Here is a 24,625-nt window from a genome sequence, read left to right on the forward strand (position 1 = left end):
GTATTTTACCACTATGCTGATACTCAGCTAACATAGCTTTAGTCGTGTACTATATCCTGACAACAGCCAATCTGTGGAGACATGCCATGAAAAACTATCTTGCCGCGACAGTACTACTGCTTATCAGCTTTGCCGGCCACAGCGCCGTAACAGAGCAAACACTGAGTATGCCAGCTGGACTGGGACAGATGGTGATATACAGCAATAGCGACACCAAAAGTGCCGGACCCGGCGTTATTGTAGTGCACGAGTGGTGGGGCTTTAATGATTATGCCCGCAGCCGCGCCAGACAACTGGCTGAGCTGGGCTACAGCACTGTAGCGGTTGATATGTATGGCCATGGCAAAGTGGCTGAACATCCGGATAACGCCAAAGCCTTTATGCAGCAGGCACTGGAAGATTCAGACAAAATGCAGGCCCGCTTTGACGCTGCCAAAACCGCACTGGCAAAGTTGCCCTCTGTTGACCCTGCCAGGCTGTACGCTATTGGCTACTGCTTCGGCGGCGCTGTGGTGTTAAATCAAGCACGTAAAGGTGCAGATCTGGCCGGTGTTGCCAGTTTTCATGGCATGCTAAGCACGCAGATGCCAGCGAAGAAAGGCCAGGTTAAAGCACACATTCTGGTGGCCACCGGCGGTTCAGACCCTTTTGTACCAGCACAGCAAGTCAGTGACTTTACGCTGGAGATGGCTAATGCCGGCGCTCGCTTTGATGTGCTGAACTACCCCGACGCCAAACACAGTTTTACCGACAAACACGCGACTGAAAACGGCAAAAAATTTGGCATGCCGTTTGAGTACAACCGCCAGGCCGACGAGCATAGCTGGAACGCCTTTCTAGCCATGCTGCAGCAATAGCGGCGTTATTTCACATTCGGTTTTACCAGTGATAATTGATACACATCATGGCGGCGATCTTTCATAGTATTTACGCTGCCGTGACTGTGTAGCTCTTTTAATAAGTCCAGATCAACATCAACAATAAGCAGCATCTCTGAGTTAGGTGTCGCCTCCGCTTTAATGCCGGTGGTGGGAAACGCGAAGTCAGATGGGGTGAATAGTGCTGACTGCGCGTACTGAATATCCATGTTATTCACCCGGGCCAGGTTGCCCACCGCACCGGCAATAGCGACATAACATTCGTTTTCAATCGCGCGGGCCATCGCACAGTGACGCACCCGGGTATAACCATTTTGGGTGTCAGTTAAAAACGGCACAAACAGAATATTCATACCCTGCTCAGACAATAGCCGGGCGTACTCAGGAAACTCAACGTCGTAACAAATCATAATGCCGATTTTACCGCAGTCGGTATCAAACACTTCAACACGGTTACCACCACTCATGGCCCAATTGCGTCTTTCTGCCGGTGTAACATGCACTTTGTCGTACTGCTCCCAGGTGCCATCACGCCTGCATAAAAAGCCGCTGTTATACAACTTGCCTTTTACCAGATACGGCATGCTGCCGCTAATAATGTTAATGTTGTACGCAATAGCAAACTCGATAAATTTATCGCGAATGGTTTCCGTATACTTTGCCAGCTGGCGGATGCTTTCGGTTACGCTTAAGTGGTTGTAATGTTCCATCAGCGGCGCAGCAAACAGCTCCGGAAACAGAATAAAGTCGCTTTTGTAATCCGATACCGCATCAACAAAAAACTCCATCTGCTCAAACAGCTGTTCAATATTGGCCATATTGCGCATTTGCCACTGCACCAGCCCAAGGCGCACTTCCGCTTTGGGTGCATTGATCAATTTCACTGATTTGGTGTAATAAATGTTGGCCCATTCCAGCAAGGTCGCGTATTCCTGCGACTGCGTATCACCGCGCAAATAACCTTTAAGTAAGCGCCGCACATGAAACCCATTTGCCAGCTGAAAACTCAGCACCGGATCATGTATCTCCTTGCCTTTTACTTTTTCAATGTACTGTTTCGCACTGAGCTTATCGGCATACTGGTTGTAATTAGGCATCCGGCCACCGGCCATAATGGCGCGTAAATTCAGGTTTTCGCATAGCTCTTTGCGGGCATCATACAACCGCCTGGCCAGGCGCAAGCCCCGGTAATCCGGGTGAATAAACACCTCGATGCCGTACAGTACATCGCCGTTATGATCATGGTTTTCAAAACTAAAGCCGGTGACAATCTGCTCGTAAGTGTGTTCATCACTGAATTTACGGTAATCAATAATCAGCGAAAACGCACAGCCAACCACTTTACCATCGACGCAGACACACAGCTGGCCATCAGGAAATTTCGTCAACAAGGTATCAACGACAGGCTCTGTCCAGCTCAGTAAAGGTGCATCCTGATACACCTGTTCAGAGGCTTTACGTAGTTCGGTCATATCCTGACGGGTAAGATGGCGTACTTCTACATGATTGGCTTCCATAGGGTCTCCGGCAATAGTTACACTGCATTAAGCGTAACACAGGATACGGCTGCCGGCTGAATTGAGCATGACTAAGCTTAAAAAAAGCCCAAATTTATCATGCAATTAACTCGATACAATCTATCGGACATACTGCAATACAGGTCGGTTTGTCGTAAAAGCCGATGCATTCTGTACAGCGTGCCGGGTCCACTTCATAGTGTTTATCGCCACGGCTGATAGCATCATTCGGGCACTCCGGCACACACATATCGCAGTTAATACAACTGGCCTCAATCAGCGCCGGCATGGCTAACCTGCCGGCACAGCTAAAGGCTGCGACGCAGCCTTAACGTTATGTGGCAGCTGCTTTACCAGCATGGCAAAGCGTAAATCATGCTGTCCGGCCAATTTAACCTTTAGCTGATAACAAGCACCCGGCGCCAGCACTATGTCATTATCCTGTTTATCCCGCAGCGCCTGCAGTACAAAAGCATGGTTGCCCTGTGGGGTCATCAGTATAAGATCATCCCCAACGGCAAACTGGTTTTTCACTTCCAGCAGAGCAAAACCATCTGCGTCTTGTTCGGCAATAAACTCGCCTACCAGCAACTGCTCTCCCACGCTGTGGCTGGTGTCATAGTTTTGTAAGTCTTGCGGTTTATGCCGGCGTAAAAACCCTTCGGTAAAGCCACGGTTGGCCATGCCCTCCAGCTCGTCAAGCAGTTGTGAGTTAAACGCCTTGCCTGCTGCCGCATCATCTATCGCTTGCCGGTACACCTGGGCAGTGCGGGCAACATAGTATGGTGATTTAGTCCGGCCTTCTATTTTCAGCGAGTGCACGCCCATAGCTGTCAATGCCGGTACATGTTCAATGGCGCGCAAGTCTTTCGAATTCAGAATATAAGTACCGTGCACATCCTCGTCTATGGCCATCAGCTCGCCCGGGCGGCCCTGTTCCTCCAGCAATGCGGGCGTGCTGACAGGGTTAAACTGCCCGACCTCATCCTCGCGCGCCGCATGCACCTGATACGGCCAGCGACAGCTGTTGGTGCAGGCGCCCTGATTAGGATCACGTTTATTAATGTAGCCCGACAACAAACAGCGCCCGGAGTACGCCATACACAGCGCACCGTGCACAAACACTTCCAGTTCCATGTCCGGCACTTCCCGGCGAATGTCGCCTATTTCTTCCACCGACAACTCACGCGATAAGATGACCCGCTCTACGCCCTGCGACTGCCAGAACCTTACCGCTGCCCAGTTTACCGTATTGGCCTGAACCGATAAGTGCAGTGGCATCTTTGGAAAATGCTGCCGCAGCAGATATATTACGCCGGGGTCCGATACGATCAACGCGTCGGGCCCAAGCGCCACCACCGCTGCCATATCAGACACAAAGCTCGTCAGCTTGCTGTTATGTGGCGCAATGTTTACCACCACATAAAACTTTTTCTTCAACTGGTGTGCTTCGCTAATGCCCTCGGCCAGTGTGGCTAAATCGAACTCGTTATTACGTACGCGCAGGCTGTAACGCGGCTGCCCGGCATACACGGCATCAGCACCGTAGGCAAACGCCAGACGCATTGCTTTTAAGCTGCCCGCAGGCGACAGTAACTCAGGTTTTCTCATTGCTTTTGCCCAGACTGAAAAGGCGCTCATTCTAGCGTTTGCGCTGAGTGGGGTTTTGATCTGACGCAATATTGCCACTAACAACAGTGTCGGCTGTTGTCTTTGTGTTGTATTTTTTTTGCTATAGAATGGCCGTTAACAGATTGAAAAACGGACATTCGATGGACGCGTTAATTGTAGAACCCAGCCCGACCTACCAGCGTATCCTGTCACGGATGCTTGAAAGTTACGATTTTAAGCTAACCTTTGTTGACTCAGCGATTGCCGGGCTCAGGCAGCTGAAACTGCAGCGTTTTCAGATAATTTGTGTTGCGATGTATCTGCCCGATCTTACTGGTATCGAATTTTGCCGGCTGGTGCGCCAGCAAAATGCCAAGGTGCCGATTTTTATCGTTACTTCAGAAACCGAGCCAACACTGTTATCGTCAGCACTCACTGCCGGTGCTACGGATATTATCCGCAAAGATGATTTGCCCAGGCTGGAAGAGAGCCTGCATGCACTGATCCCGCTGGGCCCCTTTCGCTATAACATCAGCGGCAAAGCCTTATACCTTGAAGACAGCCTGACGGTAGCCAAGGCCACCGATGCCAAGTTAAAACGGCTTGGGCTGCAGATGGATCATGCATTTTCGATCGCCCAGGCCATGCAACTGCTTGGCGATAACAAGTACGAACTTATCATGACCGATATCGTGCTGCAGGATAATGAAACCGGTATCGATTTTATCCGTGATTTGCGCGCCGATAGCCGCTTTGCGCAAACGCCAATTCTGGCAGTCACCAGCCTGGAGAGTATTAACCGCCGTATCCAGGCGCTGCAATCGGGCGCCAATGATTACATCTCCAAGCCGGTGCTGGATGAAGAGTTGTTTGCCCGTATTAATAACCTGATTTCGTCCACCCGCTTAATTGAGCAGCTAACCCGCGAGCGTCAGCGCTTGTTAGAGCTAGCAACCAAAGATCATCTTACCGGTTTGTATAACCGTCACTTTTTAACCGAGCTGGCGAAAAGACGCTTTGCCGATGCCAACCGGCAGCAAACGGCACTGTCGGTATTGGTTATCGACATCGATCATTTTAAACAGATAAACGATCAACACGGTCATCAGGTTGGTGACAAGGTGTTAAAGCGAATTGCCGCCATGCTACAGACACTTTGCGGCGCAGAAGACCAGTATGTTGCACGTTTTGGTGGAGAGGAGTTTGTGGTACTGCTAACAGGATATGATCTGCAGCGTGCTTCTGAGTTGGCCGGGCAGCTGTGTCAAAGCCTGCACCAGCTGCAACCTGAAGGCATAGCTACCAGCGCCAGCATTGGTGTTGCCACTCTGGCAGCCGGGCAGGAAGAATACTTCGATGAAGTCTTCGCCCGCGCCGACAAAGCCTTGTATCTGGCGAAACAGCAAGGCCGTAACCGGGCAATAGCACTTTAATTTGGCGGTATTTTATCACTTAGCGGCAGTTTTGTGCTGCTGCAATAGCCATTGGTACAGGTCCGAACCGGCGTAGACCTGTTTCCAGGCATCATGTCCGGCTTGCTCCAGCATACTGAACCGCACGTTATCATGCCCAAGCTGACGCAGCCGTTCTATGCCCGGATAAAAATAGTTTTTGTTGATAGCGAGATCGCGCCCGGCGGCAAATACCCACAGAGGTGTTTTAGCATGGGCGATAGGCGCCATTAAATCCGGATGTCCCCAGCCTACAATGGGTGCAACCGCCGCAAAAAGCTCTGGCTGCTTACTGGCCAGATACCAGCTACCAAAACCACCATAACTGATGCCGGTTAAATAGCGCCGCTGTGCATCGACATTAAACTGCTGCTGCACAGTGTCTATGATTACCAACAGATCCTGTTCAGCCCGCTCCCAGCCATCAGGTAACAGCGGTGGTACAGCTGACATATCGCCGGCAATGGCCGCCGGCACTATCGGTTTGTCGGATGGAAACATTGCCGGCCTTGCCGGTACGCCATCCGTCAGCCGTGCAGGAATAGCATCGCGGCTGCGGTTAGCAATATAAGGTACTTTATCCATGCCAAACATATGCAGTTGTGGCACCACAATAATAAAAGGCAGGTCACGCTTTTGAACCCACGCCTCATATAGCGGGCCATGGATCAGCGTGTAATCGAGCTCGTCCAGGCCGTTACCGCGCTCACCATTGCCATGTAAAAACAGCAGCATTGGCCATTTCTTATTCGTATTTTGCTGATAGCCGGAGGGTAAATAGACAAAATACTGCCTGGCAGCGTTGTCGATACTGCTGACATAATCCAAGCGCAGTAACTGTGCGCTCTGCGCAGTTGCCTCAACTGTCGGCTTATGCGCCGTGCTGCAACCGCTGACCAGCACCAGACACAGCGCAAAATAACTAAACAGCCTCATTCTCCCTCCGAAAATATCCACCTTAATGGCAACCGCTATCAGCCACCAAACAGTTCTGCGGCGCGTTTTGCCATATCCTCTTCACTGACATCTTCAATATGGGTTGAGATCATCCAGCGATGGCCAAAAGGGTCAACCAGACAACCGCTGCGGTCACCATAAAACTGATCGGCAACCGGCATCACCAGCTTAGCGCCAGCTACCGTTGCACGTTCAACAAACGCATCTACGTCAGGCACATATAGCATCAGAGTGACCGGGCTGTCACCAAGCATATCCGGGCTTTTACTGCCCCAGTCATCATTCTGTTCACTGAGCATAAATACCGCCGCGCCGATGCGCATCTCGGCGTGCATCACGGCGCCAGACGGCATATCCATCCGCATTATCAATTCTGCGCCAAACGCATTCTGATAAAAATCCAGCGCCTTAGCGGCATTTTTAATCACCAGATAGGGTAACACTGCAGCATAACCTGCCGGAACAGCCTGAACCTTAGACATAACCATCTCCTTTTAACCCAACGTTGAAAACGGTTTTAGTATAGCTGGCGTTTTACAGCTTACCCTTTTTCTGTACATCGCTAAAATTAATTAAACGTGCCGTTAGCTCAGCAGCTGCAATTGCGCCAGCTGCTGATACAGCGGGCTGGTTTGCAGCAACTGCTGATGGGTACCACTGGCGATTAACCGGCCCTGCTCCAGCAGCAAAATGCGATCGGCATTAATCACCGTGGCTAAGCGGTGCGCAATAATCAGCGTCGTTTTGCCCTGCATCAGGTTATCCAGTGCCTGCTGCACCTGCTGCTCACTAATGGCATCGAGCGCGCTGGTCGCTTCATCCAATAGCAGCACCGGCCTGTCCGCCAGAATAGCCCGGGCAATGGCAATGCGCTGTTTCTGACCACCGGAAAGCCGTACGCCGCGCTCTCCCAGTTGCGTAGCATAGCCGTCGCTGAATTCACGGATAAAACTGTCTGCCCGCGCTGCGACACACGCGGCTATGACCTCGTGCTCTGTCGCATCGGGGCGGCCATAACGCACGTTCTCTAATACCGAGGTTGCAAAGATCACCGACTCCTGTGGCACCAACGCAAACTGGGCACGAAGCTCGGCCAAACCGACACTGCTGATATCAATACCGTCGAGCAGGATCTGGCCGCTGGTCGGCTGATAAAAACGCTGTAGCAGTTGGAATAGCGTGGTTTTGCCGGCGCCGCTTGGCCCGACTAAAGCAATACGCTCGCCCGGTTTCAGCTCAATATTAAGATCGTGTAACACGGTTTTATCCGCCGCAAGCGGATAAGCAAAACTGAGCTCGCGAACAGCTAGCCTGCCTTGTACCGGCGCATCAAAAGTTACAGGTATTTCCGGCGAGTATATATCTACCGGCGCTGTCGCAAGCTCAATCAAGCGCTCGGTTGCACCGGCCGCACGCTGAATATCGCCTATCACTTCACTTATCGTCGCCGCACTACCTGCCACCATCACAGCGTAAAACATAAAAGCTGTCAGCTCACCGGCACTGATTTTACCGGCCAGCACATCATGTGCGCCAACCCAGCTGATTAACACCATAGCGCTGATACTCAGCAACATCACTGCGGCAATCAGCAATGAGCGGTAAAAAATCCGCTGCTTTGCTGTCTGCATCACCTGTTCAATACGCCCGGCAAACAACTGTCTGTCGTAAGCTTCATGGCCATAGGCCTGCACGGTGTGAATTTCATGCAGGCTTTCATCGACATAGGCACCAACATCGGCTAAGCGGTCCTGACTGGCGCGCGATAACACCCTGACCTTACGGCCCAGCACGATAATCGGCAACAACACCAGCGGCACTGCCAGTAGCACCAGTGCTGTCATCTTAAAACTGGTCAGCGCCATCATCAAAAGGCCACCACACGCCGTCACGGTTGAACGCAGCGCCATCGACAAGCTGGAACCGACCACGCTTTGCAGTAACGTCGTATCGGCGGTAAAGCGTGAAATGACTTCACCGGTGCGCATCTGGCTGTAGAAAGACGGCGAAAGCGTTAACATGTGCTGATACACCTGATTGCGGATATCTGCACTTACCCGCTCGCCGAGCCAAGTCATCAGGTAAAAACGGCAAAATACCGCTGCGGCAGTAAAGGCACATAACAGCAAAATGCCAACTGTAATGCGGTTGAGCTCGCCGCTGTTGTTCGCCGCAAAGCCCTCATCGACCAGCAGGCGCACGCCTTGCCCCAGCGCCAGCCAGCTTAGCGAACCTAACAGTAAAAACAGTATCGCCAGCGCCACCTGTTTACGATAAGGCAGTAAAAAACCGGCGAGCCACGGCAGCACCTTGTTAACAGGTTGCATAGTCGCCCCCGGGGGTAAGTTGATAGCGTGTTAAAAACCTGGCAGGCCAATACGGTGTCATGCAATATCCTTGGTCAGGGAAAAGTTGAGCGAACATTATTGTTGCGCCGGTAAGGCTTTGATTGCTTCCGGCCGCCGCCACAGCCAGACCGCGACAGCAGATAAGAACAGCGGTAACAGCAGTTTTAGCCAAAAAGGCGCGGCGGAAAACTGTAGCGCTATAGCACTTGCCAGCATCATCGCCGATGCCAGCAGCTTAGCCCGGCGGGACACGATACCGTGACTGCGCCACTGCACCAATGCCGGGCCATATTTCGGATGTGTTAGCAAGCGTTGTTCCAGTGCCGGCCAGCCCTTGCCCGCCGCCCAGGCACTTAACAGTACAAAGGGCACGGTTGGCAGCCCTGGTAACGGGATGCCGATTAGCCCCAGTAGCAGGCTAACAACGGCCAGTGCACGCCACAACAGTATTCGTGTCAGATGCCACATCAGATTATTACTGCCTTGTGGTTAACCCTGGTCATTTCCGTCAACGGTTACCACCTCCAATACCGCTGACGTTGCATTCAAGCCGGCTTTGGTCGCACCACCCAACACATAGACTTTGTTGTTCAGTGTCACCGCACCCAGACCGTGCCTTGGCAGCGGCATGCTGCCCTGTTGTTGCCAGCTATCTGCTGCAGCGTCATATTGCCAGACTGGCGCATAAACGCCGCCGTCGTTGTCAAAATACTCGCCACCAAACACCAGTATATGCTGACCCAGCGCTGCAGCAGCTAAGCCGCCACTGGCCTGCGGCATAGGGGCCAGCTGTTGCCACTGCGACAATGCCGGATCAAAACGCTGTAATAACGCCAGATTGCCAGCACCGACTTTGCGCCCGCCCATCATATAAAGCTGCTGCTTTAGTTCAACGGCACTGGCGCTGTTTAACGGTGTCGCAACCGGTGCAGCGTTGCTGACCGTCAGGCTTAACGGGTCAAACACCCAGTGCCAGTTAACATCGGCCTGATCGCGCCACTGTGCATTCTCAGCACCTGATGGCGAGCGGCCACTGACAAAATGAACGTTACCGTTCAGTACCACCGCCACCGTTTCGGTCAGCGGCTTTGGCAGCTGCGCAACATTGCGCCACACTTCTTTGCTTTCATCCAGTAACAGAATGTCCGCACTGGCACTCCAGCGTCCGCCATTGGCCTGCACAAAACCACCAAATAAAAACAGTTTACCGGCAACAGAGACAAGATAAGCATGGTGGCGGGGCTGTGGTAATGCAGGCCCGGCCTGCCACTGATCTGATGCCGGGTCGTAAATTTGTACCTGCGCTGTCATCTGCTGCTGTTCTGCTGAGATCTTATCGCTTAACCCGCCGGCAACGTATATCTTGCCCTGATGCACTGCCGGGTAAATTTCCTGCACAGCTACAGGCATAGGCGCAAGCGTCTGCCACTGTAATGTATTCGCCGCGGCGGCAGGCAGTGTCGTCAGCAACAATAGTGATAACAGGGTGTTTCGCATTAGTCTTCCTCAGGCTTACTGTATGTTGATACTGGCCGGCTGTGGTGCCGGTGCATCATACCAATCGGTCCAGCTGCGCGTTAGTGTATAAACACCATAACTGGCAAACTCTGAAATCAGCTTACTGTACAGGTCGTAGTTCGCCAGATTAACCGTCAGCAAACATTGCAAATGGCAGTTTAATTGGCGGAACGTCCGGCTGGAGCTGGTCAGGATCTTACTGTCCAGATGGTGATCATTCAGCAATTGCTGAACCCGCCAGGCATGGAAGTCAGAGGTCAGCACATAATCTGGCTTTAGTGATGTGTTGCTGACCAGAGTATTAAACTCCTGATACGTATTGTCGCCACCATAGATGCAATCCACCGCCAGGTTATCAGCCCTGGCCAGCAGATAATCAATATAAGGCTGACAGTAACGGCTGGTGATCACCACACTACTGCCATCCGGTAACGAGTCGGCAACCTGCTCTAACCTCGCTCTGGCGCAGGCGGTTAAGTCGTCTTCAGTACCTCCGCAGCCCAACACCACCACCAGGCTACCCGGCTCAATAGCATACGACGTAAGCTGAGTACTGCTATACAAATGCCGGGCCTGATTGGCGACAAAGCTGTTACCGGTCAGATAATAAAATACCAGCAAAAACCATAAGCCTTTTTTACGGTAACGGATGCTGGCCAGCAGCAGCCCCAGCAACACAATATTCTGTGGGTAAAAAAACGGTTCAAAAAATTCCTTCATGCCCTCTCCGTTTCAGTATGGCCAGATGTTGCCTGATGCAACAACAATGCATTACATAATGCCCATGGCAACCACAGCATACCTGAGGTCAGAATATGCCCGGCAACAGACGACACCAGTAGCAACAGTAAATTCAGCAGCAACAGGCTGCGGCCATAGCCATCAGTACAACACTGTACGCTGTGGCGTAGAAATTCAGCAAACGTCAAAAGCCATAGCAATACACCCGCTATGCCATGCAGCACCAGCAAATCAAACCAGTCCAGCTCGGCAAAATACTTTTTCAGATACAAGGCGACACCGCCCTGGCCAACCCCAAGTAGCTGCTGCCAGGCACTGTATTGCTCTGTCATTACCTGCCAGATCCGGCCGGCATAGTAATCACGTGACGACAGCAGAATGCCGCTGATGCCACGCTGCTGATAGACAAACTGCAATTTGTCGTAAATGCCAAGCATACGCAGTAACGTCTCACCATTGACGATAACCAGCAGCAGTGCCAGCAGCATTAACACTACGGCACCCACCACCCATCGCCGGTACTGATACCAGAACGAGCCGTTCTGCATCAGTAAGGGCATCAGCACCACCAGCAGCAATACACCAAAAAGCCCGGTCTTGGTCAGCAGCAAAAGCGCTATCAGCAATGAACAACAGCTAAGCAGCAGATAGCGCATTTTGTGCGCCGGCCAGCTCAGTGCCAGCAAGGCACAGGTCAATACCAGCAGCACCGCAGATAACTCGTTGGTAGAATAAAAGTAGCCTTTGATGCCCAGAAACGATTGGGCCACGCCCTCCAGCGGCTGATAGGCATTAAAGCCAAAGCCGGCCAGCCCGGCTGCCGTATTCGCCAGCAGTACCGTCGCAGACAGCCATAACGTCAGGTGGCACAGCTTCCGGGCCTCTGCCGGTGCGCGCTGAAACAGCGAATGCAGGTAGTAAAATGCCAGTAACGGGCTGATAAGTTTAAGTGCCAGCTGCATATCGGCAATCGCCCAGCGCGGGGCCAGTGCAGGCCAGTTCAGCGCAGGGCCCGCCAACAGCAGTAACAGCGACATAGCAAAGAGCGCCGTCTTTTTAGCCTGGTCATGCAGTAACGACAACACCATCAGCAGCAACAATGTCAGCTTATAAACGGCTGATAGCGCAAAGCTGCTGCCGCTAAGCTGCAACAGCGCACCATTGACGCAATCGATCAGTAAAAAGGGCGGGATAAGCCAGTGCAGCGCTTTGTCACTACCACGCTGCAACCCGCTAGAAATGGCCTGAACGGTCATTATTTTCTGAACAACCCAAGTAAACCTTTGCTGAACATTTTGATGCGCCAGCGGCTTAATGATCCCAGTTTATGCTTCAGATAATAGCGCCATTTCAGCTTAACCAAACCATAGCGACAGCTACTGATTAATTGCGATAACGTAAGAGGTATGTGTTCCATGCACTGGCGGTAAAACATCTGATTGTGCAAGTTACGCTCGCTCATCAGCGCCCGGTGTTTTGCCACAAACTGTTTGTGCGCATCCAGCCGCTTTGGCGAATTGGTAATACGGCCAAGTTCATGGCCGACATTCACCTTGTAACTCGGTTCAGCAATACGCAGCGCAGGGCCAAACGCCAGCACCACACGTACCCACATATCGTAATCCTGAAACGCGGCCAGCGACACATCAAAGCCTTCCAATTGCAACATGCGTTCGCGCCGCACCAGTGCCTGGTTCGATAAGGTGTGTAAATCCAGCAGTTCAGGCAACGTCACCACCTGTTCTTTGGCAAATAAGCGCTTTTGCACCGTACCGTAATCCCAGATGTAACCCGAGCATACACAGCTGTATTTATCGTCGTAAGCGTTATACAGGCTGCTTAAGCGATGTGGTAAAAACTCGTCATCATCATCAATACCGGTGACAAATTCGCCTCTTGCCTCCGTTATCGCCCGGTTGCGGGCAGCACAGGCGCCCTGACCCTTGCTTTGGCGGAAAAACCGCAGCCGCTCATCATCAATATATCGGTTGGTCAGTACCTGCCAGGTGTCGTCAGTTGACGCATCGTCTACCACCAGCATCTCTATGTTCGGGTAGTCCTGCGCCAGGACAGACTCTATAGCGGTGATCGCCATATTGACCCGGTTATAGGTCGGCATATACACACTGATTAACGGAAATTCTTGCTTAGCCATATCATTACATCCCTGACATTAAATTTTGCCGGTGAAATACCACCAGACATAGCGCAGCAAACCCAGCTGGCGGCCAATACGGCTGGGCTGAGACAACAAACGATACGCCCATTCCAGATTCAGTTTGCACCATAGCTCCGGCGCCCGTTTGACATTACCGGTGAACACATCATAAGTGCCGCCTACGCCCATATAAAAGCAGTCCGGATGCTGCGCTCTGATACGCTGGATCAGCAGCTCCTGCTTCGGCGAACCCATGGCGACACTGACAAAGCGGGCACCGCTTTGCTTAATTTGCGCAATTAGGGCGGCTTCATCTTTAAAGTAACCATCCACCGCCCCAACCAAATTCACTTGCTGTGCCCTGAGCTTGTCTGCCGTTTGCTGATTCACTTCCGGTTTGGCACCGACTATAAATACCGGCACCTTGTAGGTAGCAGCGCGCAGCATTAATTGCTGCCACAGCTCACAACCGGGAATACGCTGCACATTTTTTTTCAGCCGCCGGCGCATCACCTTAACAACACCAATACCATCCGCATAACGGATATCAGCACCGCTGATCACGGCTTCAATTTCGCTGTTACGCATGGCGGTAAGCACTTTTTCCGGATTAATCGCAATGGCGGAACCTGCATAGGTGCTACCGTCTTCCCGGATAATAAAGGCGAGTAACTGCTGCATATCGGCAAAGGCCGAAACCTGAACCGGTCCTACTTTTACTTCAGCAATCGGCTGCTGTAACGCTGCAACGGCATGATTCATGACACAACTCTCTGATAGATGTCCTGTAAACGATTAACCACCTGCCCCAGCAGGTATTGTTCAGCACTGTGACGGCTGTTTAACTGCATTTTTTGGTATTGCTCAGCCGGTTGCGCAAAAAAAGCTGCCAGTGCCTGCTGATACTGCCTTATTACCTCGGCTTCCTCTGACTGCTGCGGTACCAGCGAGCCATTAACACCGTCAATAATTTGCTCTGCAGAGCCGTCGGTGCCGGTAGCAATTACCGGGGTATAACATGCCATGGCTTCCGCCATGACCAAACCAAAAGCTTCATGCCGGGACAAACTGATAAAACAGCGGGCCTGACTGTACAACTGTTTCAGCGCTGCGCTGTCTTTGGGCCCGACCACCAGCACATTCGGAAACTGCTGTGCGGCTTGCTGTAACTGCTGTAGCCAGGGGCCTGAACCGGCAATCACAACCTTTTTGTCCTTTAGCACCGGCAGCAGTGCCAGCAGACGATCCATGCCTTTATTCTGATCCAGACTGCCAACATACAGCACATCAATACTTTTATCCTGCCAGCTTACCGGCTCTGCCTGACGAAACAGCTCATTAATGCCAGCCGGTAACACTTCTGCTTGCTGTACCGGCAAAGCAAAGTGTCTGGCCAGCGCCTTACTGGCAAAAATCCACTGATCAACTTTAGCGGCACACCAGCGGTACAGTTTACCCGGTGGTTGATACTTATAGATATCACTGCCATGACAAGTCACTACAATTTTCACTCTGCGGTTACGCAGCGTTTTATATAGTATCGCCAGATAGATAGTCGGATAAAAAAAATGTACGTGTACAATATCAAACTTGCGACGGCTCAGAATATAGCGCCAGATAAAATCCAATATAAAAACCGGATATTTCAATATTTTGTTCAGCAAAGAGTCACTGTGCCAGCGCATATAATGATACGCAGGATGAAGAGCAGCCAGCGCCCATACCTGATTATGTACAAACTTGCCCTGAAACGGCGATGAAGGCTTTGGGCCCATATTACTGATAATCAGAATATTACTGTTAATCACTTGCACGCTGAATTTTCACCCCGACAGTCTGCCAGACTGTGTACAATACTTGTTGCATATTAAAAAAACACTTAGTTTATAGCGTATTGCGCTACAAACTCTGAACAATATAAATAACCGATTTCAGCTGACGCTTAGCTGAATAGATGCTAACACTGATTAACAACCGGATGTGTAATGTCTGAACATTTGCCACTTTATTTAGTTGCCTTTTTTACCGCCTGTGTTGCTATCGGTTTGTGGTATCCGCTGTCCGTTCGGATAGGCCTGGTAGATATTCCCCGTGGCCGTAAACAGCATCAGGGCGCGGTACCGTTAATTGGTGGCATTGCGACCTATTGCGGCCTGGCAACAGCATTATTGCTGCTTGCCGACAGCAGCATACAACCCTTTTACTACCTGGCCTGCAGCGGCGTCATTGTCGTGCTGGGCGTATTTGATGACTACCTGGATTTAAGTGTCAAACTGCGTCTGGCAGTACAAACACTGGTTGGCCTTGCCATGACTTACAGCCTGGATTTACATATTGCCAGCCTGGGTAATCTGTTTGGTTTTGGTGTAGTGGAACTCGGTGTACTTGGCCTGCCCATCACGCTGATAGCCGTCATCGCCGCCATTAATGCCTTTAACATGACCGACGGTATTGACGGCTTGGCCGGCATGCTCAGCCTGATCAGCTTTATCACGCTGGCTATTTTTATGACATTGTGGGGCCAGCAGCTGTATGCCAGCTTAGCGCTGGTGATCGCCATCGCATTGCTGCCGTATCTGGCATGCAACCTGAACCTGATCCCCGGCCGGCGTATTTTTATGGGCGATGCCGGCAGTATGTTAATTGGTCTTAGCGTTATCTGGTTGCTGATCATCGGCACCCAAAGTGAAACGGCCAGCTTCCGGCCTGTTACTGCGCTGTGGATCATCGCCATACCGCTGATGGATATGATAGCCATCATGGTGCGGCGCATCCGCAAAGGCCAGTCGCCGTTTCAGGCCGACCGCGAGCACCTGCACCACATTTCATTGCGGTTGGGGCTGAATTCGCGGGAATCACTTATGCTTATCACTGCGCTGGCCTGTATCTTTGCCTGCATTGGTATTATCGGCGAATACCTGCTGGTACCTGACGTCATAATGTTGCTGCTATTTTTACTGCTGTTCGCGGCTTACCTGTATCTGCTACAGCATATCTGGCGTATTATTTCGCACTTTCGCCATAAGCGGCAGCACAACCAAAGGCCCAGAGCCATTAAATAGCCCCTGTTCAACCGCATAGGTTTTTAAAGTTAACCAGTAGAGAGAACCCAGATGAGTAAAGCGCTTTTTGTTGAAATTAAAGGTGTGCAGTTTCGTAATAAGGGCGCCTACCTGATGCTGCTAGCAAGCCTTGAAGGTTTAAAACAATTACCCCAACCGACCGAACTGGTACTGTCGCCAGGCCCAAACCTGCCCTACCCCGAGCGAGCCCGCCTCGGTGCCTGGCAAAAACTGTCGTATCGCCGTGGCGGCTTAGATCTGACGCCGCTGATAGGCAAATTACCCTCTGCAGTGCAGCGCTTATTTAACCGCTACGGCATGGTGAGCGAGCGTCAGGTTGATTTAATACTGGAAGCCAGCGGTTTTGCCTATGGCGACCAATGGCCGCTGCGCTTTTTGCAAAATACCGCCAAAGAAGTGGTGCGTTTTGCCAAAGCCGGTAAACCTTTTGTTTTTATGCCGCAGGCGTTTGGCCCGTTTAAAACCGAAGACAGCAAAGCCGCGATGCGCGACATTATTCACAATGCCCGGCTGATTTTTGTCCGCGATCCGGTATCGCTACAGCATTTACAAAGCTGTGTGCCAAACCTGCCTGATTCTGTCGTGCTGACGCCAGACTTCACCGTCGGTTTAACCGCCCGGCCTAACGACGAAATACCCGCGATGCCCGGCCCTTACGCCGCACTTATCCCGAATAACAAAGTGGTGTCTAAGTTTAACCACGCCGACGCGGAGAAAATGCGCGCTGACTATATCGCCGCCTTCGCCGCTGCGGCCAATAAACTTGCCGAACAGGGCATGCAATGTGTACTGGTAAACCACGAAGGTAAAGAAGACGCGCAATTGTGTGAAGAAATTGCCGCTAAAGCGCCATGCACCATAGTGCAAATTGAAGACCCGCTGGCAGTCAAAGCTTTTATCGGCAAAGCTGAGCTGGCGATCAGCTCACGCTTTCACGGTGCAGTTAACGCCCTCAGCCAGGGCGTGCCCTGTATCGCAACCAGCTGGAGCCACAAGTACCATGCCATGATGAGCGATTTTGGTATGGGGGATTACTGTGTAGCCGAGCTGAGCGAGCAAAACCTGCTGCATGCCCTGCAACAACTGCTGGACAATAAAGACACTTTGGCAAGCGAAGTAAAACAAAAAGCCGCTGCGCTAAAACAGCAAAATGCGGCTATGTGGCAACGGCTGTATCAGAGTATCAACTGACACTGGCGACAAACAGCGGTACTTTTAAGGTATTGTCTACTTTCTCAGCGCAGCCACACATTTCATCATACGCGGACTGATGCACCAGATAAGCTTTACAAATGGTGCAGCGGTCCAGCAACTGCCTGACTTCCTCGACACTATGAAAACGTTGTGCTTTGCCGGTTTCATCCTGCAAAAATGCTTTACGGCCGTCATAATCAGCCTCTGCCAGATAGACGCCCATTTCATAGGAATGGATCACTAACTCGTTGATCCTTACGCCCTGGTGATTTAAATGGCTTACGCGATGAAAGTTCATACCTGTCTCCACTATACAATTGGCTTTAACAACTACGCTAAAATATAGCCGATAGATCGCAGCTTCACTGCTGCAGTTTTGAATTCAGACCGCATCAGGCACTTTACTCTGCAACCCGACATAACCTAGTATGCATAATCAGCCTGATTATTGTGTGGTAGGTATGGACGCCAGCTTTTATCGTTGTAAACAAATTCTGATCATCGACGACTGCGCCCCGGTCAGAACGTCTATAAAAGCCATGGCCCAGCAAATAGGTTTTGAGTCTATTCATCTGGCCCGCGACGCAAACGAAGCTATCGCCAAATGCCACGAGATCCCATTCGACTTTATTCTCAGCGACTTCAACCTGGGTGAAGGCAAAGACGGCTACCAACTGTTTGAAACCTTAAAAACCCGGCAACTTCTGGCACCACTAAACTGCTTTATTATGGTCAGCGCCGAAAACCAGCGCCAGATAGTGCACGGTATGATAGAGCTGCAACCCGATGATTACCTGCTAAAACCCTTTACCTACCAGCAGCTGGAAGAACGTATCAGTCGCGCAGTAAAAGGCCGTATTGCGCTGCGCAAAATCTATGTCAGCCTGTTCGCGCAGGACTACCAAAATGCCATTACAGAATGCGATAACGCAGTGGTGCAAAAGCCCGAATTCGCTGCCGCTGCACTGCGTATCAAAGGGGAACTGCTGCTAAAGCTGCGCAATTATGCTGAGGCTGAAGCCTTTTATCAGCAGGTATTGCAGCAATATAAAACCAGCGCCTGGGCCAGGCTGGGTCATGCGGTAGCCTGTTTTTATCAGCAGCGCTGGGATGACACCGAGCTACAGTTAGCCGATTTGACGCAGTTTGATGAAACAAAAGTAGAAGCTCTGGATTGGTTATCGCGCTTGTATGTGAAATACCGCCGTTTTGAAATAGCTCACGATACGTTATATGAAGCCGTATTGCTGTCGCCGAAAAATATCATCCGGCAAAAAACCTTAGCCAATCTGGCATCGATTATCGGCGATAAGCCCGCATCCGCAAGGATAAATAGCAAGATCGTAGCAGCTGCCCGCCATTCGGTTAACGATACCGCCGAAAACTATCTTAATCAGGCCCGCAGCCTGGTGGATGCCGCGTATTGCGGCAATGTGCTGGAGCGCGCCGTAACGATTAACAACGCCGCCAAAATTGTCGATCATTTGGCCAAGCGCTTTGACGGCAGTAAATTAACCGCCGAAATCACTATTTTGCGCAGCCGTTTTCTTGCCGCCAAGGGCGAGTTGGCTGACGCCAAACAGCTTATCAGCGAAATACCGCTGTCTTATCAACACACTATTACCATCGACAGCTGCATGGATGCCGCCAAAGCTTATTTTGAACTGGGTGATTTATACGCCAGCCAGGTTTATATCGATAAGCTGCAACATATACTGGAACGCGACGACTTTCTCACTGAAACCCAGCGCATCATGCTGGAAATGGAACAGCTACGGCATGAAGAGTTAAAAAACAAACTGAAAGTCATTAATACCGAAGCCGCACAGGCTTATCAGCGGGAAGACTTTAATACCGCCTTTGACCGCTTTGCTGAAACCTTTGATTACATGCCCACCAACCCGACTATCGCGATCAATCTGATGCAAACCCTGGTTAAAGGCGCCAGAGTTACCCCCATCAGTCAGCGCTACGTACGGGCAGCGGTAAAACTGCTGGCCAGAAGTGAGCTGGACGACGATCTGATGCTGCGCTTTAAACGTTATCTGGCACAAATTAAAGCGCTGCACCCGGATGTTATTCCAAGGCGCAGGCCCAAAGAGCGTGAAGTGCTGTGAAAAGATACCAGAGACAAATTGCAAACCATACAGCAAAACATGGCCGCAAAGCTGGCTTTTAACCTTGGCTTACACATACCTTTGCATCAGCTAAGTGGATACCTGCCGCCAAGTCACTTTAACGATAACACTGACGGCATAAAACTCAGCTGACATTATCTTGCATAGTAAGACTGGACGCTTGAGTTCCAGCTGGCGTCGGCCATATCCGGCCATTGGTCTTTATCGAAGCCGGGCGCATTTTTTAAGCGCTCAACATCGACATCAAGCACAAAACGCTTGTTCTCCCTATCCAGCGTCAGCGCTTGCCACGGCACAGCAAACAGACGGTCGCCGATACCCAGAAAGCCACCAGCCGATAGCACGACATAGCGTATTGTGCCCTCTGCCATATCCAGCATAATGTCCTGGATCTTACCCAGCTTTTCATCCTGCACATTACAGACATCATCGCCGGTAATAGTGTCGGCACTGAGTAAAACGCCTGTGCCATTAAGGCCGCCATTCGGTTGTGTCGTGATAGTACTCATGTGTTTTTCTTCCCGGCCGGGCCATTAATTTCACCTAACACGGCACCGTTTCTGCCATCATTTCTCTCAGCTTTGTCCTTCCTGTGTGCTTTTTTGTCGTCAGCCATTTTTTCGGTAACATCCCGGCCCTGTCTTTTATCGTCGTTAGAACTGCCTTTATTAGGTTGATTCTTGTTCATAAGTTGTGCTCCAGATATTTATTTCGCTAGGTATCTGCCCCTTATCATTAACGGATAAAGATGCAGGGTGACGCTGTTACGTTAGTGCAGGTGCAAGATATGTTCTGTACGCTATCTAACGTAAGCCAACTTTTAACGCCAATGCAGATAGCCGCTTTTTAAATGCCCTTCTGACACAGCATTTTCGCCTTTTGTTTCTGGCCAGAATCGCCCGACGCGCTGACATTGTCGGTGCGCTGTCGCACAGACAATGCCGGGCGGTCGCTGCAGAATCGTTGCAAGTACGCGGTTCGGGCAACATCCCGATCACCTAGCTTCCTACCTCAGCGCAGCAATATGTTGTTGCTGCAAGCGTTGACACCAAGGGTGACAACAATAAGGCGAAAAAAATGACAACAAAGCATAAATCCGTGAGACCTGGCGTGTTAAAAACCAATGACATCGTGACAAAGCAAGCCGAGGCCAGCAACGATTTGGCGGCGGCAATGCCGCATAACGCCAACAAAGCACTCGAACATGGCCATGCCAATGCTGTGGCACCGCCTGTCGGTGTAACGGCAGAGCCGGAGTCAGCAGCATTAACAGCCAGCAGCAACACCGAGCATGACGGTACGGCAAAAACCGGTGACGCTGCAACGCCCGGTTCAAACCCCACGGTAGCATCGCTTGAGCGGATGCGGGTGGATGCGCACGGGCAGCCATTAACTACTAATCAGGGCGTTGCTGTCGCTGATAACCAAAACAGCTTAAAAGCCGGCCTGCGCGGGCCGACATTATTGGAAGATTTTATTCTGCGGGAAAAAATCACCCATTTTGATCATGAGCGTATCCCTGAGCGCATTGTGCATGCCCGCGGCTCAGCCGCACACGGCTATTTCGAGGCTTATGCTGCCCAGACTCAATACACCCGTGCTGCGCCCTTTAGCGAAAAAGACAAGATCACACCGGTATTTGTGCGCTTTTCTACCGTGGCCGGCGAGCGCGGCTCGAAAGACACTGCACGTGATGCGCGCGGTTTTGCGGTGAAGTTTTACACCGACGAAGGCAACTGGGATCTGGTGGGTAATAACATCCCGGTATTTTTTATTCAGGATGCGATGAAGTTTCCTGATCTGGTGCACGCTGTTAAGCCAGAGCCGCACCACGGTATGCCGCAGGCAGCATCGGCGCATGACACCTTCTGGGATTTTGTCTCGTTGATGCCGGAATCAACACATATGCTGATGTGGGTAATGTCAGACCGCGGTATACCGCGCAGCTACCGCATGATGCAGGGTTTTGGCGTACATACTTTCCGGCTGGTGAACCACGAAGGTCAGGCAGTATTTTGTAAGTTCCACTGGAAACCGATGCTGGGCACCCATTCATTAGTGTGGGATGAAGCAGTAAAAATCTCCGGCGCCGACCCCGATTTTCACCGCCGGGATCTGTGGGAGGCTATCGAATCCGGCGAATTTCCGGTGTGGGAGCTTGGGCTGCAAATCTTCACTGAGGACCAGGCTGAAGGCTTCAGCTTCGACGTACTGGATGCCACTAAACTGATCCCGGAAGAGCTGGTACCGCTGGTGCCTGTCGGCCGCATGGTGTTAAACCGTAATCCGGACAACTTTTTTGCCGAAACCGAGCAAGTGGCATTTTGTACCGCGCACGTTATCCCCGGCATTGATTTCTCCAATGATCCGCTGCTGGCCGGGCGGATCCACTCTTATGTTGATACACAAATTACCCGGCTTGGCGGGCCAAATTTTCATGAAATCCCAATAAACTCGCCGCTGGCACCGGTACAAAACAACCAACGCGACGGTATGCACCGTCAGGCAATACACCGCGGCCGTGTCTCGTACGAGCCGAACTCCCTTGCCGGTGGTTGCCCGTTTCAGGCAGGTAGCAATGGCTTTGTCTCCTTTCCTGCCGCCACTGCTGAGAATAACGCCAGCGAAGATAAAGTGCGCGCTAAGCCAGAAAAATTCGCCGAACACTATGCCCAGGCTACGCTGTTCTTCGACAGCCAAACCCCGCTGGAGCAGCAGCATATCGCCGACGCCTTTCGCTTTGAGCTGAGCAAGGTCGGCGTGCCGGCGATACGCCAACGCATGTTGTCATCCTTGCTAAACGTGTCACAAAAACTGGCTACAGATGTGGCCGCCGGTTTGGGTATGCCGCTACCAGACGCTATGCCCAAAGCCGTTACTGCGCCGCAGCCGCCGGAAGTAACAGTGTCAGCGGCACTGTCGCTGACGGCTCTACCCGGCGAGTGTGGCATTCGCAGCCGGCAGATTGCGGTGTTGGTTGAAGATGGCGTGCACCAGGCATCTCTCGCCACCCTGTATGCGGCCCTGACTGACGCCGGAGCCGTGGTGCATTTTATCGGGCCACGGCTAGGCATGTTCACCGGCTTAGACGGCGGGAAAATAACCGCAAACAAGTCGCTGGAGAATTCACCGTCTGTGCTGTTTGATGCACTCGTTCTGCCCGACGGCAACGAGGCGGTGCAAGCACTGGCAAACAATATCGATAGCATGGCGTTTATAAAAGATGCCTTTCGCCACGGTAAGGCAATGCTGGCATTAGGCGCCGGACAAGAATTGCTGGATATGGCGGGTATAAACCCCGCCACCGGCGAAAAGGCCGGCATAATTCTGTCAGAAAGCTCCGACGCTGCTGCCGTAGCAGCAAGTTTTATTAAAGCAGTCTCTGCGCATCGGTATGGCGCGCGCAGCAGTGACATGCCAAACCAATGAGGCAGCGCGACAGTCTGTGCGCAGAACGAAGATTGAGAAGCGAAGTGACAAGCGTATCTCAAGCAAACCTTCAACCACGAGCATCAGCTGTTCATCGTGTTCAAACCATTGGAGTTGGCCCCGGACATGCTGACCGCCGGGCGCGAGTTGGAGGCCAAAAGCAAAATTTAGCGGCAAGATAAAAAACGGCAGGGGTTTTGCCCCCTGCCGTTTTTTTATAGCACCTAAAGCAACTCCTGTCGGAATTTAATCCCGTTTTGTAAATGTCGGTGCGGCTTTTAACTCGTCACGGGTAACATCTACCCGCAATTCCATGTCATCAGCCGTGCCGGAGCGTTTTATGTGGTCCCAGCCAATGGCAACATCTTTCTCGCCCATGCCAAGGAAACCACCAACACTGACGACAATTGCCATCACCTGACCATTACTGCCAATAATCAAATCGTTTACATCGCCTATATCTTCGTTATTAGCGGTTTGCACATCTGCGCCAATCAGATGGCTGGCATGCGCGCCATTTGCCGGCACAGAGCCTAAATAGTCGCTGTTCTGCATACGGGTTTTGCCCTGTATGTTTTTGCGATCTATTTCTTTTTGAGCGTCAGTCTGCATTACAGGTTGTTTATTAAGGTCACGTTGTGAAGTTTGTTCTACCGGCTGTTGAGCTAACACATTACCGGCCCCTAACACGACAACAGGCGCAACCAGTGCATAAAAAACTAACGAATTCAGCTTTTTCATATAAATCTCCGTCGAATTGAATGTGTTAACCGAACACTATGTCCGGTATAACCGCTTCATCACAGCTTTTCTTCGCCGGCAGCGTTATTGATTAAGTACTAAGGAAGTACCGGGTCAGTGCCGGAAAAGGGCTGAATCGCCACGAGATATGGAATTCAGGATGAACCTGTAAACTACGCTGTAAAAGCCGCGCAGTCGGTTCGATAGCGCACTTAGGAAATAACAGTAAGCTACTACAGAGCAAGTGCCTGAAATAGCTGGCCACCCTGCCCGGCTAACCAGCTAAGCGCGACCAGATTAACCAGCACGCTAAACCAGAAAACGGTAAGAAAGGCGCGTTTTTGTGACTTATGCCGCAAATAACTTTGCGCCAGTAAGGCGCCGGGCCACCCCCCCAGCAGCGCCATAAACTGCAAGGTAGACTCAGGCGTACGCCAGCGACCGGCCTGCGCTTTACGTTTATCCAGCCAGTAAGTAATAAAAGTAAGCAAACTAAGCCCGGCATAAAGCAGCGGCACGTACAGTGGTAGCTTGGCGGTAGCAACAGCGGCGGCCAGAACTGCAGCGAAAGCCAATACACAGTATAAAGGCCACTTTGTAGCGCTCTTTGCGGCTTTGATTTTGCGTTTCTCACCGGCAAAGGTTACCAGTTGCGCCTGCAGCCGGCCCTGCTCGTCTTTACCTATTGCGTAAGTGACTACCTCGCCAATTACCGGACGGCGCGAACGGTTTTGCAGCGCTTTTATATGCACAAAAACCCGCTCGCCTTTTAATAACGGCTGAATAAAACCGAAGCCTTTATCATCATCCCACCGGGTAATTTTCCCTTTTACCAGCATTGTTGCTCCTTGTTGTAATCCG

At 51.5% G+C, this 24,625-nt stretch carries 23 protein-coding genes and 1 pseudogene; 6 read left to right on the top strand and 18 right to left on the bottom strand.

What is annotated here, in order from left to right; genetic code table 11:
* Positions 1 to 86 precede the first annotated feature (86 nt).
* Positions 87 to 857, top strand: a complete 771-nt coding sequence (locus tag LHL18_RS09090; protein WP_226766770.1) for a dienelactone hydrolase family protein — start codon at positions 87 to 89, stop codon at positions 855 to 857.
* Between the two features lie 5 nt (positions 858 to 862).
* Here the strand turns inward: LHL18_RS09090 and LHL18_RS09095 are convergent, their stop codons facing one another.
* The 3 genes and pseudogenes from LHL18_RS09095 to trhP all read right to left on the bottom strand — a co-directional run bounded on the left by LHL18_RS09095 (position 863) and on the right by trhP (position 4,006).
* Positions 863 to 2,395: a carbon-nitrogen hydrolase family protein gene (locus LHL18_RS09095; protein ID WP_226766771.1), complete on the bottom strand. Its 1,533-nt coding sequence runs from the start codon at positions 2,393 to 2,395 to the stop codon at positions 863 to 865.
* A 106-nt stretch (positions 2,396 to 2,501) separates the two neighbouring features.
* A pseudogene (locus LHL18_RS09100) lies at positions 2,502 to 2,684 on the bottom strand (YfhL family 4Fe-4S dicluster ferredoxin); the annotation flags it as partial.
* Positions 2,685 to 2,686: 2 nt separating this feature from the next.
* Positions 2,687 to 4,006, bottom strand: a complete 1,320-nt coding sequence (trhP, locus tag LHL18_RS09105; protein WP_226766774.1) for a prephenate-dependent tRNA uridine(34) hydroxylase TrhP — start codon at positions 4,004 to 4,006, stop codon at positions 2,687 to 2,689.
* Positions 4,007 to 4,167: 161 nt separating this feature from the next.
* On the opposite strand from trhP, the gene LHL18_RS09110 reads away from it, so the two are divergent.
* A complete protein-coding gene (locus LHL18_RS09110) occupies positions 4,168 to 5,439 on the top strand; it encodes a GGDEF domain-containing response regulator (RefSeq protein ID WP_226766775.1) in 1,272 nt (423 codons plus the stop codon).
* 15 nt (positions 5,440 to 5,454) lie between these two features.
* On the opposite strand, the gene LHL18_RS09115 is transcribed toward LHL18_RS09110, so the two are convergent.
* From LHL18_RS09115 to LHL18_RS09160, 10 genes are all read right to left on the bottom strand, one after another.
* Positions 5,455 to 6,393 carry a carboxylesterase family protein gene (locus tag LHL18_RS09115; RefSeq protein WP_226766777.1) on the bottom strand — a complete coding sequence of 313 codons (939 nt, stop codon included), beginning with the start codon at positions 6,391 to 6,393 and terminating at the stop codon, positions 5,455 to 5,457.
* A gap of 38 nt (positions 6,394 to 6,431) precedes the next feature.
* Positions 6,432 to 6,896, bottom strand: coding sequence for a VOC family protein (locus tag LHL18_RS09120; protein WP_226766779.1), 465 nt, complete (start codon positions 6,894 to 6,896; stop codon positions 6,432 to 6,434).
* A gap of 102 nt (positions 6,897 to 6,998) precedes the next feature.
* Positions 6,999 to 8,741 (bottom strand): ABC transporter transmembrane domain-containing protein, encoded by a 1,743-nt coding sequence (locus LHL18_RS09125; RefSeq protein ID WP_226766781.1) that lies wholly within the window; start codon positions 8,739 to 8,741, stop codon positions 6,999 to 7,001.
* Between the two features lie 96 nt (positions 8,742 to 8,837).
* Positions 8,838 to 9,230: a YbaN family protein gene (locus LHL18_RS09130; RefSeq protein WP_226766783.1), complete on the bottom strand. Its 393-nt coding sequence runs from the start codon at positions 9,228 to 9,230 to the stop codon at positions 8,838 to 8,840.
* A 21-nt stretch (positions 9,231 to 9,251) separates the two neighbouring features.
* Positions 9,252 to 10,259 (bottom strand): Kelch repeat-containing protein, encoded by a 1,008-nt coding sequence (locus LHL18_RS09135; protein ID WP_226766785.1) that lies wholly within the window; start codon positions 10,257 to 10,259, stop codon positions 9,252 to 9,254.
* Between the two features lie 15 nt (positions 10,260 to 10,274).
* Complete coding sequence (locus LHL18_RS09140) at positions 10,275 to 11,000, bottom strand: hypothetical protein (protein ID WP_134055882.1); 726 nt, start codon at positions 10,998 to 11,000, stop codon at positions 10,275 to 10,277.
* Positions 10,997 to 12,277: an O-antigen ligase family protein gene (locus tag LHL18_RS09145; RefSeq protein WP_226766786.1), complete on the bottom strand. Its 1,281-nt coding sequence runs from the start codon at positions 12,275 to 12,277 to the stop codon at positions 10,997 to 10,999. Before LHL18_RS09145 ends, LHL18_RS09140 begins: the two co-directional genes overlap by 4 nt.
* Positions 12,277 to 13,176: a glycosyltransferase gene (locus LHL18_RS09150; RefSeq protein ID WP_226766787.1), complete on the bottom strand. Its 900-nt coding sequence runs from the start codon at positions 13,174 to 13,176 to the stop codon at positions 12,277 to 12,279. The genes LHL18_RS09145 and LHL18_RS09150 overlap by 1 nt, the downstream gene beginning before the upstream one ends.
* An 18-nt stretch (positions 13,177 to 13,194) precedes the next feature.
* Positions 13,195 to 13,941 carry a WecB/TagA/CpsF family glycosyltransferase gene (locus LHL18_RS09155; RefSeq protein WP_226766789.1) on the bottom strand — a complete coding sequence of 249 codons (747 nt, stop codon included), beginning with the start codon at positions 13,939 to 13,941 and terminating at the stop codon, positions 13,195 to 13,197.
* Complete coding sequence (locus LHL18_RS09160; protein ID WP_226766791.1) at positions 13,938 to 14,993, bottom strand: glycosyltransferase family 4 protein; 1,056 nt, start codon at positions 14,991 to 14,993, stop codon at positions 13,938 to 13,940. Before LHL18_RS09160 ends, LHL18_RS09155 begins: the two co-directional genes overlap by 4 nt.
* Positions 14,994 to 15,164: 171 nt before the next feature.
* Here LHL18_RS09160 and wecA point away from each other — a divergent pair, with 171 nt between their 5' ends.
* Positions 15,165 to 16,241, top strand: a complete 1,077-nt coding sequence (gene wecA / locus LHL18_RS09165) for a UDP-N-acetylglucosamine--undecaprenyl-phosphate N-acetylglucosaminephosphotransferase (protein ID WP_226766793.1) — start codon at positions 15,165 to 15,167, stop codon at positions 16,239 to 16,241.
* A 51-nt stretch (positions 16,242 to 16,292) separates the two neighbouring features.
* On the top strand, positions 16,293 to 17,453 hold the full coding sequence (locus LHL18_RS09170; RefSeq protein ID WP_226766794.1) for a polysaccharide pyruvyl transferase family protein: 1,161 nt from the start codon (positions 16,293 to 16,295) through the stop codon (positions 17,451 to 17,453).
* Here LHL18_RS09170 and LHL18_RS09175 read toward each other — a convergent pair.
* Positions 17,446 to 17,754, bottom strand: coding sequence for a DUF6482 family protein (locus LHL18_RS09175; RefSeq protein WP_134055894.1), 309 nt, complete (start codon positions 17,752 to 17,754; stop codon positions 17,446 to 17,448). The genes LHL18_RS09170 and LHL18_RS09175 overlap by 8 nt on opposite strands.
* Positions 17,755 to 17,884: 130 nt before the next feature.
* Here LHL18_RS09175 and LHL18_RS09180 point away from each other — a divergent pair, with 130 nt between their 5' ends.
* Positions 17,885 to 19,573: a tetratricopeptide repeat-containing response regulator gene (locus LHL18_RS09180; RefSeq protein ID WP_226766796.1), complete on the top strand. Its 1,689-nt coding sequence runs from the start codon at positions 17,885 to 17,887 to the stop codon at positions 19,571 to 19,573.
* Positions 19,574 to 19,728: 155 nt separating this feature from the next.
* Here the strand turns inward: LHL18_RS09180 and LHL18_RS09185 are convergent, their stop codons facing one another.
* Together LHL18_RS09185 and LHL18_RS09190 are read right to left on the bottom strand one after the other, a co-directional pair.
* Positions 19,729 to 20,103 (bottom strand): PRC-barrel domain-containing protein, encoded by a 375-nt coding sequence (locus LHL18_RS09185; protein WP_226766797.1) that lies wholly within the window; start codon positions 20,101 to 20,103, stop codon positions 19,729 to 19,731.
* Entirely contained in the window at positions 20,100 to 20,282 is a 183-nt protein-coding gene (locus tag LHL18_RS09190; RefSeq protein ID WP_226766799.1) for a hypothetical protein, read from the bottom strand. Before LHL18_RS09190 ends, LHL18_RS09185 begins: the two co-directional genes overlap by 4 nt.
* Positions 20,283 to 20,671: 389 nt before the next feature.
* Here LHL18_RS09190 and LHL18_RS09195 point away from each other — a divergent pair, with 389 nt between their 5' ends.
* The gene (locus LHL18_RS09195) at positions 20,672 to 23,023 is read left to right on the top strand and encodes a catalase (protein WP_226766801.1); all 2,352 of its coding nucleotides are present in this window, start codon (positions 20,672 to 20,674) and stop codon (positions 23,021 to 23,023) included.
* A 246-nt stretch (positions 23,024 to 23,269) separates the two neighbouring features.
* Here LHL18_RS09195 and LHL18_RS09200 read toward each other — a convergent pair whose 3' ends face one another.
* Both LHL18_RS09200 and LHL18_RS09205 read right to left on the bottom strand, forming a co-directional pair.
* Positions 23,270 to 23,764: a PRC-barrel domain-containing protein gene (locus tag LHL18_RS09200; protein ID WP_226766803.1), complete on the bottom strand. Its 495-nt coding sequence runs from the start codon at positions 23,762 to 23,764 to the stop codon at positions 23,270 to 23,272.
* Positions 23,765 to 23,997: 233 nt separating this feature from the next.
* Entirely contained in the window at positions 23,998 to 24,603 is a 606-nt protein-coding gene (locus tag LHL18_RS09205) for a DUF1294 domain-containing protein (RefSeq protein ID WP_226766804.1), read from the bottom strand.
* Positions 24,604 to 24,625: the final 22 nt, after the last annotated feature.

This window comes from Rheinheimera aquimaris (assembly GCF_020531985.1).
Classification (GTDB): Bacteria; Pseudomonadota; Gammaproteobacteria; order Enterobacterales; family Alteromonadaceae; genus Alishewanella; species Alishewanella aquimaris.

Bases quoted from the DNA above. Each gene is read 5' to 3' on its own strand.
- trhP (WP_226766774.1), bottom strand. From the start codon at position 4,006: ATGAGAAAACCTGAGTTACTGTCGCCTGCGGGCAGCTTAAAAGCAATG.
- LHL18_RS09190 (WP_226766799.1), bottom strand. From the start codon at position 20,282: ATGAACAAGAATCAACCTAATAAAGGCAGTTCTAACGACGATAAAAGA.
- LHL18_RS09135 (WP_226766785.1), bottom strand. From the start codon at position 10,259: ATGCGAAACACCCTGTTATCACTATTGTTGCTGACGACACTGCCTGCC.
- LHL18_RS09195 (WP_226766801.1), top strand. From the start codon at position 20,672: ATGACAACAAAGCATAAATCCGTGAGACCTGGCGTGTTAAAAACCAAT.
- LHL18_RS09095 (WP_226766771.1), bottom strand. From the start codon at position 2,395: ATGGAAGCCAATCATGTAGAAGTACGCCATCTTACCCGTCAGGATATG.
- LHL18_RS09145 (WP_226766786.1), bottom strand. From the start codon at position 12,277: ATGACCGTTCAGGCCATTTCTAGCGGGTTGCAGCGTGGTAGTGACAAA.
- LHL18_RS09185 (WP_226766797.1), bottom strand. From the start codon at position 20,103: ATGAGTACTATCACGACACAACCGAATGGCGGCCTTAATGGCACAGGC.
- LHL18_RS09125 (WP_226766781.1), bottom strand. From the start codon at position 8,741: ATGCAACCTGTTAACAAGGTGCTGCCGTGGCTCGCCGGTTTTTTACTG.
- LHL18_RS09170 (WP_226766794.1), top strand. From the start codon at position 16,293: ATGAGTAAAGCGCTTTTTGTTGAAATTAAAGGTGTGCAGTTTCGTAAT.
- LHL18_RS09130 (WP_226766783.1), bottom strand. From the start codon at position 9,230: ATGTGGCATCTGACACGAATACTGTTGTGGCGTGCACTGGCCGTTGTT.
- LHL18_RS09175 (WP_134055894.1), bottom strand. From the start codon at position 17,754: ATGAACTTTCATCGCGTAAGCCATTTAAATCACCAGGGCGTAAGGATC.
- LHL18_RS09090 (WP_226766770.1), top strand. From the start codon at position 87: ATGAAAAACTATCTTGCCGCGACAGTACTACTGCTTATCAGCTTTGCC.
- LHL18_RS09140 (WP_134055882.1), bottom strand. From the start codon at position 11,000: ATGAAGGAATTTTTTGAACCGTTTTTTTACCCACAGAATATTGTGTTG.
- LHL18_RS09150 (WP_226766787.1), bottom strand. From the start codon at position 13,176: ATGGCTAAGCAAGAATTTCCGTTAATCAGTGTGTATATGCCGACCTAT.
- LHL18_RS09180 (WP_226766796.1), top strand. From the start codon at position 17,885: ATGCATAATCAGCCTGATTATTGTGTGGTAGGTATGGACGCCAGCTTT.
- LHL18_RS09155 (WP_226766789.1), bottom strand. From the start codon at position 13,941: ATGAATCATGCCGTTGCAGCGTTACAGCAGCCGATTGCTGAAGTAAAA.
- LHL18_RS09200 (WP_226766803.1), bottom strand. From the start codon at position 23,764: ATGAAAAAGCTGAATTCGTTAGTTTTTTATGCACTGGTTGCGCCTGTT.
- LHL18_RS09205 (WP_226766804.1), bottom strand. From the start codon at position 24,603: ATGCTGGTAAAAGGGAAAATTACCCGGTGGGATGATGATAAAGGCTTC.
- LHL18_RS09110 (WP_226766775.1), top strand. From the start codon at position 4,168: ATGGACGCGTTAATTGTAGAACCCAGCCCGACCTACCAGCGTATCCTG.
- LHL18_RS09120 (WP_226766779.1), bottom strand. From the start codon at position 6,896: ATGTCTAAGGTTCAGGCTGTTCCGGCAGGTTATGCTGCAGTGTTACCC.
- wecA (WP_226766793.1), top strand. From the start codon at position 15,165: ATGTCTGAACATTTGCCACTTTATTTAGTTGCCTTTTTTACCGCCTGT.
- LHL18_RS09115 (WP_226766777.1), bottom strand. From the start codon at position 6,393: ATGAGGCTGTTTAGTTATTTTGCGCTGTGTCTGGTGCTGGTCAGCGGT.